The organism is Rhodococcus sp. YH1, from assembly GCF_009939605.1.
GTDB lineage: Bacteria > Actinomycetota > Actinomycetes > Mycobacteriales > Mycobacteriaceae > Rhodococcus > Rhodococcus aetherivorans.
In genome coordinates, this window is record NZ_WVTE01000068.1 from 1 (window position 1) to 11,505 (window position 11,505).

General features: G+C 72.2%; 11 protein-coding genes and 1 pseudogene. 9 read left to right on the plus strand and 3 right to left on the minus strand.

Features of this window, described 5'->3' with window-relative positions; genetic code table 11:
• The first annotated feature begins 297 nt into the window (after window positions 1-297).
• From AIIKEEIJ_RS07150 to dprA, 3 genes are read left to right on the plus strand one after another with little or no spacing between them, the layout of a single operon-like run.
• Window positions 298-654: a YraN family protein gene (locus AIIKEEIJ_RS07150; protein ID WP_161995295.1), complete on the plus strand. Its 357-nt coding sequence runs from the start codon at window positions 298-300 to the stop codon at window positions 652-654.
• A complete protein-coding gene (locus tag AIIKEEIJ_RS07155; protein WP_161995296.1) occupies window positions 654-2,162 on the plus strand; it encodes a YifB family Mg chelatase-like AAA ATPase in 1,509 nt (502 codons plus the stop codon). Before AIIKEEIJ_RS07150 ends, AIIKEEIJ_RS07155 begins: the two co-directional genes overlap by 1 nt.
• Entirely contained in the window at window positions 2,159-3,283 is a 1,125-nt protein-coding gene (gene dprA, locus AIIKEEIJ_RS07160; RefSeq protein ID WP_161995297.1) for a DNA-processing protein DprA, read from the plus strand. Before AIIKEEIJ_RS07155 ends, dprA begins: the two co-directional genes overlap by 4 nt.
• 3 nt (window positions 3,284-3,286) lie before the next feature.
• On the opposite strand, the gene AIIKEEIJ_RS07165 is transcribed toward dprA, so the two are convergent.
• Entirely contained in the window at window positions 3,287-3,523 is a 237-nt protein-coding gene (locus AIIKEEIJ_RS07165; protein ID WP_231385896.1) for a hypothetical protein, read from the minus strand.
• Window positions 3,524-3,656: 133 nt separating this feature from the next.
• Between AIIKEEIJ_RS07165 and AIIKEEIJ_RS07170 the strand changes: the two genes are divergently transcribed.
• Window positions 3,657-4,451, plus strand: a complete 795-nt coding sequence (locus AIIKEEIJ_RS07170) for an SIP domain-containing protein (protein ID WP_161995298.1) — start codon at window positions 3,657-3,659, stop codon at window positions 4,449-4,451.
• 6 nt (window positions 4,452-4,457) lie between these two features.
• On the opposite strand, the gene AIIKEEIJ_RS07175 is transcribed toward AIIKEEIJ_RS07170, so the two are convergent.
• A complete protein-coding gene (locus AIIKEEIJ_RS07175; RefSeq protein WP_029543234.1) occupies window positions 4,458-5,618 on the minus strand; it encodes a multidrug effflux MFS transporter in 1,161 nt (386 codons plus the stop codon).
• 97 nt (window positions 5,619-5,715) lie between these two features.
• Here AIIKEEIJ_RS07175 and AIIKEEIJ_RS07180 point away from each other — a divergent pair, with 97 nt between their 5' ends.
• Window positions 5,716-6,642, plus strand: coding sequence for a tyrosine-type recombinase/integrase (locus tag AIIKEEIJ_RS07180; RefSeq protein ID WP_161995299.1), 927 nt, complete (start codon window positions 5,716-5,718; stop codon window positions 6,640-6,642).
• A gap of 215 nt (window positions 6,643-6,857) precedes the next feature.
• Window positions 6,858-8,243: a nucleotide-binding protein gene (locus AIIKEEIJ_RS32900; protein WP_161995300.1), complete on the plus strand. Its 1,386-nt coding sequence runs from the start codon at window positions 6,858-6,860 to the stop codon at window positions 8,241-8,243.
• A gap of 169 nt (window positions 8,244-8,412) precedes the next feature.
• Here AIIKEEIJ_RS32900 and AIIKEEIJ_RS07190 read toward each other — a convergent pair.
• A pseudogene (locus AIIKEEIJ_RS07190) lies at window positions 8,413-8,895 on the minus strand (M23 family metallopeptidase); the annotation flags it as partial.
• A 321-nt stretch (window positions 8,896-9,216) separates the two neighbouring features.
• Here AIIKEEIJ_RS07190 and rpsB point away from each other — a divergent pair.
• From rpsB to AIIKEEIJ_RS07205, 3 genes are all read left to right on the plus strand, one after another.
• Window positions 9,217-10,071: a 30S ribosomal protein S2 gene (rpsB, locus tag AIIKEEIJ_RS07195; RefSeq protein ID WP_161995301.1), complete on the plus strand. Its 855-nt coding sequence runs from the start codon at window positions 9,217-9,219 to the stop codon at window positions 10,069-10,071.
• Between the two features lie 159 nt (window positions 10,072-10,230).
• Complete coding sequence (gene tsf, locus AIIKEEIJ_RS07200) at window positions 10,231-11,055, plus strand: translation elongation factor Ts (RefSeq protein ID WP_006937446.1); 825 nt, start codon at window positions 10,231-10,233, stop codon at window positions 11,053-11,055.
• Between the two features lie 162 nt (window positions 11,056-11,217).
• Window positions 11,218-11,505 (plus strand): amino acid kinase family protein (locus AIIKEEIJ_RS07205; protein WP_161995302.1); only part of this gene is annotated, 288 nt, incomplete at its 3' end.

An 11,505-nucleotide genomic window follows, 5' to 3' on the forward strand; every position in this document is an offset into this window, starting at 1 on the left:
CTTGGCGATCGACACCTTCGTCATGCGCATGGCGAAGAACCTAGCCTTCTTCGCCTCTCGTGCTGCTCGACCCACTGACATCTCCCCTGGTCAGGGAGCGTGTCGCATGGACCACCTGAGTCAGCCCTGATCGAAGCGGTGTGACATTCGGCCACGTGCCGTTCCGGGCCTCCTCCGCGTCGGCCGAAGTTGTCCACACCCGGCGAGTTCATCCACAGATTTCGTGATCCGGCCCGGTGCGGACCGCGGAGGACCTTCGCGTGGCGCACAGTGGTCGCCACACAGGGAGGGACGGGGATGGGACGCAATCAGCAGGTGGGGGCGCTGGGGGAGGACCTGGCGGCCGAGTTTCTCGAGTCGGCGGGCATGGTGGTGCTCGCGCGCAACTGGCGCAGCCGGTACGGGGAACTCGATCTGATCGCCGAGGACGGCGACACGGTGGTGTTCGTGGAGGTCAAGACCCGCACCGGCCTCGGATACGGCACGCCCGCCGAGGCGGTGACCGCGGTGAAGGCGGACCGGATCCGCCGACTGGCCGTGTTGTGGTTGTCCGGCCGGCAGCAACGGTGGCGGCGGGTGCGGGTCGACGTGGTCACGGTGCTGCTCCCACAGCGGGGCGAACCCTTGATCACCCACCGGCGGCAGGTGCTGTGATGGCGCTGGGGAAGGCGTACTCGGTGGCCGTCACGGGGGTGGACGGGCAGGTCGTGGAAGTCGAGGCCGACATCGGCCGCGGCCTGCCGGGAGTGAAGATGGTGGGCCTGCCCGACACCGCGCTGCAGGAGTCCCGGGATCGGGTGCGCGCGGCGGTGACGAATTCCGGTGGTGAATGGCCGGATTCGCGGGTGGTGCTGGCCCTGTCGCCGGCGACGCTGCCGAAGGTGGGCAGCGTGTACGACCTCGCCCTCGCGTGTGCGGTGCTCAACGCCGCCAAGTCGATTCCGCCCGAGGGTGTTTCGCGGACGGTTCTGCTCGGAGAGCTGGCGCTCGACGGCCGGGTGCGGTCGGTGCGCGGGGTACTGCCGGCGGTGCTGTCCGCCAAACGCGCCGGGTGGGAGCGGGTGGTGGTCCCGGCCTCCACGATGTCCGAGGCCGGGCTGGTCGACGGCATCGACATCTACGGGGCGGACACCCTCACCGAGGTGGTGCTGTGGCTGCGCGGAGACGGCCCCCTCGAGCGGCCCGGTCCCCGGCCGGTGGGGGAGCGGCCGGGGCGGGCGGACATGAGCGAGGTGGTCGGTCAGCACGAGGCGCGACGGGCCATCGAGATCGCCGCCGCCGGCGCGCACCACCTGATGCTCATCGGCCCACCCGGAATCGGGAAGACGATGCTCGCCCAGCGGCTTCCCGGCGTGCTGCCGGCGCTGACGGAGGAACAGGCGCTCGAGGTGACCGCGATCCACTCCGTCGCCGGAACCCTGTCGGCGGACCGGCCGCTCGTCACCGACCCGCCGTTCATCGCTCCACACCACACCGCCTCGGTCAGCTCGCTCGTCGGTGGGGGCGGCGGCATGGCCAAACCCGGCGCGGTCAGCCGTGCACACCGGGGCGTGCTGTTCCTCGACGAGGTCGCCGAGATGGGCACCAAGGCGCTCGAGGCGCTGCGGACCCCGCTCGAGGACGGCGAGGTGCGGATCGCCCGCCGCGACGGCGTCGCGCGCTATCCGGCGCGGTTCCAGCTGATCCTCGCCGCCAATCCGTGCCCGTGTGCCCCGCCGCGCGACGCCGACTGCGTGTGCCCGCCCACCGCCCGACGTCGCTACCTGGGCAGGCTGTCGGGTCCGCTGCTGGACCGGGTGGACCTGCGGGTCCGGATGGAGACGGTGGCCACCGGCGCCCTCATGGGGGAGGCGGGGGAGAGCACCGAGGACGTCCGCGCCCGAGTGGTCCGCGCCCGGGCCGCGGCGGCCGAGCGGTGGGGGGTCCACGGCTGGAGCACCAACGCCGAGGTGCCCGGCCCTGCACTCCGGCAGAAGTTCCGCCTGCCCGCCGCGGCGCTCAAGCCGGTCGAATGGGCGCTGCGGAAGGGCGCGATCACCGCCCGCGGGGCCGATCGGGCGTTGCGCGTCGCCTGGACGTTGGCGGACCTGGCCGAACTGGACGCACCGGGTGAGGTGCAGGTGGCGGCGGCGCTGGATTTCCGGGATCGGGGGACGGCGTGAGCGCGGCGGAGCCGCGCCGGCTGGCGTGGGCGTACCTGTCGACGGTCGCCCAGGGTGCGTCGCGGATGCTGAATGCTGCGATCGAGGCGGACGGCCCGGAGGCGGTCGCCGAGGCCGTGCGCGACGGCTCGATCGGCGGCGCGTTACGCCGTCGCACCCTCGCACGTGCCCATCTCGACTCGGCGGCGCAGGATCTCGAGCTCGTCGCGCGGCTGGGTGGACGGTTGGTGACGCCGGACGACGCGGAGTGGCCGGCGTGGCAGTTGCTGGCGTTCGACGGCCTCGACGGCGCGGACACCGATGCGGCGCCGGTGGCGCTGTGGGTGGTGGGTCGGCGGCGCATCGACGAGCTGGTCGAGCGGTCCGTCGCCGTGGTCGGCACGCGTGCGGCGAGCGGCTACGGGGAGAACGTGACCGCGGAGATCGCCGGGGACCTGGCGATGGACGGGTGGGCGGTGCTGTCGGGGGCGGCTTTCGGGGTCGATGCCGCGGCGCATCGGGCGGCGCTGGGGGTCGGCGGCGCGACGATGGCGGTGCTCGCGTGCGGGGTGGACCGGGCGTATCCGGCGGCGCACACCGGGTTGCTGCGGCAGATCGCCGAGCACGGGGCGGTGGTCAGCGAGTATCCGCCCGGGACGGTGCCGGCGCGGTTCCGGTTCCTGGCCCGCAATCGGCTGGTCGCCGCGCTCGGCGGAGGTGTGCTGGTGGTGGAGGCGGGGTGGCGCAGCGGGGCGCGGAACACGGCGGCGTGGGGGCGGCGGCTGGGGCGTCCGGTGCTGGCGGTGCCGGGGCCTGTGACGTCGGCGGCGTCGCAGGGCTGTCATCGGATGATCCGGGAGCAGGAGGCGCGGCTGGTGGGCACCGCCCGCGAAGTCGTCGAGGAGATCGGCCCGATGGGCGTGAGCGACGACGGCGACGGGCGGTGGGCGCGTGCGCTCGACGGGCTCTCGGGCGACATGGCGTCCGTGTACGAGGCCCTGCCGGCGGTGGGGGCGGTGTCGGTGCAGCAGCTGTCGGAGGCGTCGGGGCTGCTCGTGGAGCGGGTGCGGGCGGCGTTGCCGCTGCTCGAGCTGGAGGGACACGTGCAGCGGGAGGGGGCCGGCTGGGCGCGCAGCGTGTGACGGTCAGGACTGCTCGTGCCCGCGCAGCTCCTCGGCCTTGGACAGGATCGGCTTGTAGTACCTGTCGCCGAGTACCTTCGTCACCTGGGCCGCGAGCTCGGTCTCTCCGGTCTGGAGCAGGACGTACTCGAGTTCGGCCAGCTGTGCGCCGATCGTTTCGCGCCGCCGGTCCGTGTCCTCGAGGGCGCCGACCAGGCTGGTCAGGTACTGCGACGTGACGGTGTTCATCGTTTCTCGCATACCGCAACGATGGCGGAATTCCGTCGCGATTTCGGCGGATCGGGCGATCCCGGTGGTGCCACGGCGAGGCGGTGCTGTGGCTGCGGCCGGACCGCACGCGTAGGCTGCCCTGGTTAGGTAAGCCTGAGCAAATATGGAGGTGGGTGTGGCCCCGAAGACCCCGCGATCGACAACCCTGACGGTGATGGGCAGCGAACGCCTGACCCCGCACCTGGTGCGGGTCCACTTCGGCGGTCCCGGATTCGACGAGTTCGAACCCGGCCCGTACACCGACTCGTACGTCAAACTCGAACTGGAGGCGGGCGGCGAGACGGTCCTGCGCACCTACACGGTGCGAGCAGTGAACCCGCGGTCCAGGCAGATCGCGATCGACTTCGTCGTCCACGGCGATCACGGTGTCGCCGGACCCTGGGCGGCATCCGTCCGGCCGGGGCAGACCGTCGTGGTCCGCGGGCCGGGCGGCGCCTACCGGCCCGATCCGGAGGCCGACTGGCACCTGCTCGCCGGTGACGACACCGCGATACCGGCCGTCGCTGCGGCGCTCGAGGCGCTGGCGCCGGACGCAGTGGGCCGGGTGTTCCTCGAGGTCACCGACGCCGCCGACGCGATCGACCTCGCGGCGCCCCCCGGCGTCGAGGTCACCTGGCTGCACCGCGGCTCCGGTGCCGGGGCCGTCGGGCCGGACCTCTCCGGCGCGAACGCGCCGCTCGTCGCCGCGGTGACCGGCGCCGAGTGGCTTCCGGGAGATCCGCACGTGTTCATCCACGGCGAGGCGGAGACCGTCATGCACCACCTGCGGCCGTACATCCGCAAGACCCGCGGGGTTCCGGCGGCACGCGCGTCGATCTCCGGGTACTGGCGGCGCGGCCGCAGCGAGGAGGGCTTCCGGGAGTGGAAGCGCGAACTCGCGACGGTCGAGGCGCGGTGACGGTGCTCAGGCGCGCTCGCGGGTGAGGGTGAGCAGCGCGGTCATGGAGAGCGCGGCCGAGATCGCTATCGCCAGCGCCATCGGCAGCGCGGTGTCCTCCCCGCCGAGCCCGACCAGCGGCGACACCAGGGCGGCCAGGCCGAACTGGGACGCGCCCATGACCGCGGAACCGGTGCCCGCGGCCTTCGGTACCTGCCCCTGCGCCAGCGCCGTCGCGTTGCCCATGACGAAGCCCAGGCTGGAGACGACGAGGAACAGCAGCGGCAGCACCAACCAGCGGTTCGTGTCGGCCACCAGGACGGCGAGCACCAGCAGCACCCCGGCGGTCAGCATCTGGGTCACGCCGTAGCGCAACAGGTCCCGCACCTCGAAGCGGCCGATGAGCCGGGTGTTGACGATGTTGCCTGCGACGAGGCCCACCGAGTTGGCGGCGAAGATCAGGGAGAACTGTCCCGGCGTCATGCCCAGGACCTCCTGGACCACGAACGGTGACGCGGAGATGTACGAGAACATCGCGCCGAAGCCGAGCGCGAACGTCGCGGCATAGCCCACGAACCGTCGGTTGCCGATCACCGTGCCGAAGTTGCGGGCGAGCATCGCCAGGCCCCCGCTGTGGCGTCGCTCGGGCGGCAGGGTCTCCGGGACGACCGTGAGCACCGCGACGATCATCAGCACGGCCAGGCCCGTCAGGACCCAGAAGATGCCGCGCCAGCCGATGGGCCCCAGGAGGACGCCGCCCAGCAGGGGCGCGACGATCGGTGCCACACCGCCGATGATCATCATGACGCTGAACAGGCGGGCGGCCTCGTTGCCGCGGGCGCGGTCCGCGATCACCGCGCGCGCCAGCACGATTCCTGTGCCGCCGCTGAAGCCCTGGATCAACCGGGCCGCGATGAGCACCTCCACCGTCGGTGCCGTCGCGCACAGGGCGCTGCTCAGGGCCAGGACGACGGTGCCCGCCAGCAGCAGGCGGCGCCGGCCCCACCCGTCGGAGAGCGGGCCCACGATCAGCTGCCCGACACCCAGGCCGGCCATGAACGTGGTGAGAGTGAGCTGGATACCGACCGTGCTGGTGCCGAGGCTCTCCGACATGACCGGCAGTCCGGGCAGATACATGTCGGTGGCCAGAGGCGCGGTGGCGGAGAGCAATGCCAGTCCGAACAGCATCGGCAACGGAATCGTTTTACTCACGAACTAACCTTAGTGTGCCCTCGGTCGGCGTGTTCGGTTGCGTGGGCGGTGCCCACGGCGCACGGTGACGGCCATGGACACCGCGCTGCCGCCGCCCCTCGCCGTGCACCTCGAGGAGTTCGTCGAGCACCTCGACCTGCAGGGCGGCCGGTCGGCCCACACGATCCGCGCGTACACCACCGACATCCGCACCCTCCTCGCTCACCTCGAGGCCGGCCACCCGGATGCGCGGATCGCCGACCTCACTCTCGAGGTGCTCCGCTCCTGGCTCGCCGGCCAGGTGACGAGTGGCGCCGCCCGCACGACCCTGGCGCGGCGCACCTCGTCCGCCCGCACCTTCTGCGCGTGGCTGGCTCGCACGGGCCGGCTCGACCACGATCCCGCGGCGCGGCTGGCATCGGCCCGCACCCATCGCACTCTCCCGCCGGTGCTGCGTGCCGACCAGGCCTGGGAGGTGATGACCGCTGCGGAAGCCGGTGCGCGCGAGATGGAGCCGGTGGCACTGCGGGATCGGCTCGTGCTGGAACTGCTGTATGCGACGGGTATCCGGGTCGGTGAGCTGTGCGGACTCGACGTCGACGACGTCGACACCGAGCGCAGGGCGCTGCGCGTGGTCGGCAAGGGCAACAGGGAACGGACCGTGCCGTACGGGGCGCCCGCGGCCGCCGCGCTCGACGCGTGGCTGCGCACCGGGCGGCCCGCCCTCGCGCGCCCGGATTCGGGGCCCGCCCTGCTGCTCGGCAAACGCGGCGGTCGGCTGGGCCCGCGCCAGGTCCGTACCGTGGTCCACGAGACCGTGGCCGCCGTCCCCGGCGCGCCGGATCTCGCGCCGCACGGGCTGCGGCACAGCGCCGCAACACACCTGCTCGAGGGGGGCGCCGACCTGCGGGTGGTGCAGGAGCTGCTGGGGCACTCGAGCCTGGCGACGACCCAGCTCTACACCCACGTCTCGGTAGCACGGCTGCGTGCGGCACACGAACAGGCGCATCCGCGGGCGTGACCTGTACGCGGCGACGGCCGCGGCGCGGTTTGGTACGGTCGCCGCCGCATCTGCTGTGCAATCCGGGGGGATCAGTGGCATACGACGAGTCGACGCACGCTCTGCCGGCCTGGCTTCGGGACGAGCCGGCGCCCGACCCGGCGCCGACCGGTCGCCGGGGCAGGCGACGGGGGAGTGACCGGACGGTCGGGGGGCCCGTCGAGGCCGAGCCGCCCGTGCAGCCGCCGGCGGCTGCCGAGCCCGTTCGCCTCCCGGCTCCGGTGCCGTCGATTCCGTTCGGCGTGCCACCACGACGCCGTCCCGACTCCGTGCCCGAATCGCCGGTCGTCGAACCCGCGATTCCCGAGGCGGCGACGACCGAGCCGGCGACGACCGATCCGGCGGCGACGGAACCGGTGGTCGCCGAACCACCGGTAGCCGAAGCCGCGGTCACCGGGCCGGTAGCCGCCGAGGGTCCGGAAGAGGCCGTGCCGCCGAGTGATCCGGCGGGGCGTCGCCCCGCCGAGCCCGTGCCGGCTTCGCCGGAGTCCGGCTCGGAACCCGACGAGGTGCCCCCGCAGATGTCGGAAGATGATGCGGGGCAGCGTTGTTCGACAAGATCCGCGTCGTCCCGAGGGGTCTCGTCGGAGCTCGACGCGTCGGAGCCGCGGCCGTCGAACCTGGACCTGACCTCCGGTGCGCTCGTCCGGCGGTCCCGTCGCACCCCGGTGACCGGCTGGCGGCGCGGCGTGCATCGGCTCACCGGGGGAATCCTCGCGCCCGGCGAATCGGCCGACGAGGCACACAGGCGCGAGCTCGTCGACCGGGTCCGGCAGCCGATCAGCGGCGACTATCGGATCGCCGTGCTCTCCCTCAAGGGCGGTGTCGGAAAGACGACGACCACCGTCGGGCTCGGCGCCACGTTCGCCTCGTTGCGGGGCGACTGCGTGATCGCGGTGGACGCGAATCCCGACTTCGGCACGCTCGCACAGCGGGTGCCGCAGCAGACCGAGTCCACGGTGCGCGACCTGCTCGCCGCGGCCCCGCGGATCTCCCGCTACTCCGATGTCCGCGCGCACACTTCCCAGGCACCGAGCCGCCTCGAGGTGCTTGCGAGTGAACGCGACCCGGCCGTGTCGGAGGCGTTCAGCGAGGACGACTACCGCCGGGTCGTGGACATCCTGCGGGTGTACTACAACGTCGTCCTCACCGATTGCGGCACGGGCATCATGCATTCGGCCATGCGTGGTGTGCTCGCCCTCGCCCACGCCCTTGTGCTGGTCGCGTCCCCGGCGATCGACGGCGCCCGGAGCGCCGCGGCGACCCTCGACTGGCTGCAGCACCACGGGTTCGGGGCGCTCGTCGAACGCACCGTCGTGGTGATCAGCGCCGCCCGGCCCGGGGCCACCAACATCGACATGGAGGCTGTGACGGGCCACTTCCTCGCGCGGTGCCGGGCCGTGCAGGTGGTGCCGTTCGACGAGCACCTCGCCGAGGGGGCCGAGATCGACCTCGGCCTGCTCCGCCCGGCCACCCGACGGGCCTTCCTCGAGCTCGCCGCCATGGTCGCCGACGACTTCGCGACGGTGTCGGGGCGTCACGCCGCCGGCCGTCGCGCGTAGCGGAGCGGAGCGGCGACCGGATGGGCCGTCGCGCGTAGCGGAGCGGAGCCGCGACCTGATGGTCCGTCGCGCGTAGCGGAGCGGAGCCGCGACCTGATGGTCCGTCGCGCGTAGCGGAGCGGAGCCGCGACCTGATCGGCCGTCGCGCGTAGCGGAGCCGCGGCCTACGGGAAACCGGCTGGAGACGGATCACCGACCGCACGAGCGGCAGGGGGTCGAGGTAGTCGTCGCGGTCCCGGCGCAGACCCCAGTGCAGGCAGGCCGGGGCGCGGCAGCCCTCGTGGCCCGGTTCGAGGGTGCCGAGCGGATCACCCCGTTCCACGCGCCGGCCGGCCGTCACCGTCGCGGTCACCGGCTCGTAGGTGGTGCGCAGCCCGCCGGCGTGCGCCACCGAGACGACGGGTTTGCCGGCGACGGTCCCGGCGAACACCACCACCCCGGCGCCGGCGGCGAGCACCGGCTGACCGGGCCGGCCGGTGAGGTCGGCGCCGCGGTGTCCGGGAAGCCAGTCGTGCTCGGGACCGTCGAAGGGGCGGGCCACGGTCGGCCGTGGATGCAGCGGCCAGCCGAACTCGCGCGGGGCGGCCGCGGCGGGAACCGAACCCGCGAGCGCGGTGAGCGCGGTCAGGACGGCGATCCCGGCGATCTTCATCCGCCCAGCGTGCCGGGCGGCGCCGGCGTGCGACAGGGCCTCGTCGACATTGTGGACAACCACCCGATCCATCCACAGATCGGCCGAACCGGCCTGCTGATCAGGCAGTTGTGGTTCCCGCGGGGCAAGGCCGTACACTGTTCGAGCGGTCTGTGTTCGCAGATCGACTTCGCGCGTCCGCGCGCTGATCGCCGCCCGGTGTGCCGGGCGCCATCGGAAAATGGCCGTCGGCCGGTCCCGCAAGGGTCCGACGGGCATGCGGACGCCAGGGCGGGGATCACCCGATCTCCCGCGGCAACCGAACCGAAAGAGAGAACAGCCATGGCTGTCGTAACAATGAAGCAGCTGCTCGACAGCGGCGCCCACTTCGGCCACCAGACCCGTCGCTGGAACCCGAAGATGAAGCGGTTCATCTTCACCGACCGCAACGGCATCTACATCATCGACCTGCAGCAGACCCTGACGTACATCGACAAGGCGTACGAGTTCATCAAGGAGACGGTCGCCCACGGTGGCACCGTGCTGTTCGTCGGCACCAAGAAGCAGGCGCAGGAGTCCATCGCGGAAGAGGCCACCCGGGTCGGGATGCCCTACGTGAACCAGCGCTGGCTCGGCGGCATGCTCACCAACTTCTCCACCGTCCACAAGCGCCTGCAGCGCCTGAAGGAGCTGGAGTCGATGGAGCAGACCGGTGGCTTCGAGGGTCGCACCAAGAAGGAGATTCTCATGCTCACGCGTGAGAAGACCAAGCTCGAGCGCACCCTCGGCGGCATCCGCGACATGGCCAAGGTGCCGTCGGCGATCTGGGTCGTCGACACCAACAAGGAGCACATCGCCGTCGGCGAGGCCCGCAAGCTGAACATCCCAGTCGTTGCGATCCTCGACACCAACTGCGATCCCGACGTCGTCGACTACCCGATCCCGGGCAACGACGACGCGATCCGGTCGGCCGCGCTGCTGACCAAGGTCGTCGCCTCCGCCGTCGCCGAGGGCGTGCAGGCCCGTGCCGGCCAGAGCGCCGACAAGGACGCCAAGCCGGAGTCCGGTGCCGGCGAGCCGCTCGCCGAGTGGGAGCAGGAGCTGCTCGCGCAGGCCACCCCCGCCGCCGAGGCCGAGGCTCCGGCCGCCGAGGCCGAGGCCCCCGCCGCCGACGCGGCGCCCTCCGCCGAAGCCTGATCCGATGCGCGGCCCCGACCGGTAGATCCTGAGATCATGGTCGGGGCCGTCGCACGCGACCGCGCCGCATCAGTGCACACGCACGCGACCGAGCCGCATCAGAGGAAACTCCCGCGCGAGCACCCATCGCGCACAACAGACACAGGAGGCTCGCTTCCCATGGCGAACTACACCGCCGCCGACGTCAAGCGTCTGCGTGAGCTCACCGGCTCCGGAATGCTGGCGTGCAAGAACGCGCTCGCCGACAACGACGGCGACTTCGACAAGGCCGTCGAGCAGCTGCGCATCAAGGGCGCCAAGGACGTGGGCAAGCGCGCCGAGCGCTCCACCGCCGAGGGCCTGGTCGCCGCGAAGAACGGCGTGCTCATCGAGCTCAACTCCGAGACCGACTTCGTCGCCAAGAACGACGAGTTCCAGGCTCTCGCCGAGAAGATCGTCACCGCTGCGGCCGAGGCCAAGCCCGCCGACCTCGAGGCCCTCAAGGCTGTCGAGGTGGACGGCAAGACCGTCGACACCCTGGTGCAGGAGCTCTCCGCCAAGATCGGCGAGAAGCTCGAACTGCGCCGCCTCGCCGTGTTCGACGGCCCCGTCGCCGTGTACCTGCACAAGCGTGCGTCCGACCTGCCGCCGGCCGTCGGCGTGCTCGTCGAGTACTCCGGCGAGGGCGACGCCGCCGCCGAGGCCGCCCGCGCCGCCGCGATGCAGGTCGCCGCGCTGAAGGCGAAGTACCTCACCCGCGACGAGGTCCCGGCCGACACGGTCGAGAACGAGCGCCGCATCGCGGAGGAGACCGCCAAGAACGAGGGCAAGCCGGAGGCCGCCCTGCCGAAGATCGTCGAGGGCCGTCTCAACGGCTTCTTCAAGGACGTCGTGCTGCTCGAGCAGGCCTCGGTGACGGACTCGAAGAAGACCGTCAAGGCGCTGCTCGACGAGGCCGGCGCCACCGTCTCGCGCTTCGTGCGTTTCGAGGTCGGCGCCAGCTAGATCTCTCGTTTCCTCGACCCCGTCGGCGCTCGCCGGCGGGGTCGAGGCGCGTCGGCGGCTCGATATCCGGGCCGATCGGACACTCGCGCCCCCGTCTCGGTTCCACGGGGTCGGATGAGGCAGGATGAAAGGGCCGATCCACCGCTCGATCCGAGGAGAACCATGTCCGAACACGCCCAGGAACGTCCCGGTTTCCGTCGGGTGCTGCTTAAGCTCGGCGGGGAGATGTTCGGCGGGGGCAAGGTCGGTCTCGACCCGGACGTGGTGACGACCGTGGCCGAGGAGATCGCCGAGGTCGTCCGCTCCGGGGTGGAGGTGGCTGTGGTCATCGGCGGCGGCAACTTCTTCCGCGGCGCGGAACTGCAGCAGCGCGGCCTCGACCGCGCCCGCTCCGACTACATGGGCATGCTCGGCACGGTGATGAACTCTCTTGCGCTGCAGGACTTCCTG

Excerpts from the sequence above, each read along its gene's own strand:
- AIIKEEIJ_RS07150 (WP_161995295.1), top strand. The coding sequence starts at position 298 with ATGGGACGCAATCAGCAGGTGGGGGCGCTGGGGGAGGACCTGGCGGCC.
- AIIKEEIJ_RS07155 (WP_161995296.1), top strand. The coding sequence starts at position 654 with ATGGCGCTGGGGAAGGCGTACTCGGTGGCCGTCACGGGGGTGGACGGG.
- AIIKEEIJ_RS07165 (WP_231385896.1), bottom strand. The coding sequence starts at position 3,523 with ATGCGAGAAACGATGAACACCGTCACGTCGCAGTACCTGACCAGCCTG.
- AIIKEEIJ_RS07170 (WP_161995298.1), top strand. The coding sequence starts at position 3,657 with ATGGAGGTGGGTGTGGCCCCGAAGACCCCGCGATCGACAACCCTGACG.
- AIIKEEIJ_RS07175 (WP_029543234.1), bottom strand. The coding sequence starts at position 5,618 with ATGCTGTTCGGACTGGCATTGCTCTCCGCCACCGCGCCTCTGGCCACC.
- AIIKEEIJ_RS07180 (WP_161995299.1), top strand. The coding sequence starts at position 5,716 with ATGGACACCGCGCTGCCGCCGCCCCTCGCCGTGCACCTCGAGGAGTTC.
- rpsB (WP_161995301.1), top strand. The coding sequence starts at position 9,217 with ATGGCTGTCGTAACAATGAAGCAGCTGCTCGACAGCGGCGCCCACTTC.
- tsf (WP_006937446.1), top strand. The coding sequence starts at position 10,231 with ATGGCGAACTACACCGCCGCCGACGTCAAGCGTCTGCGTGAGCTCACC.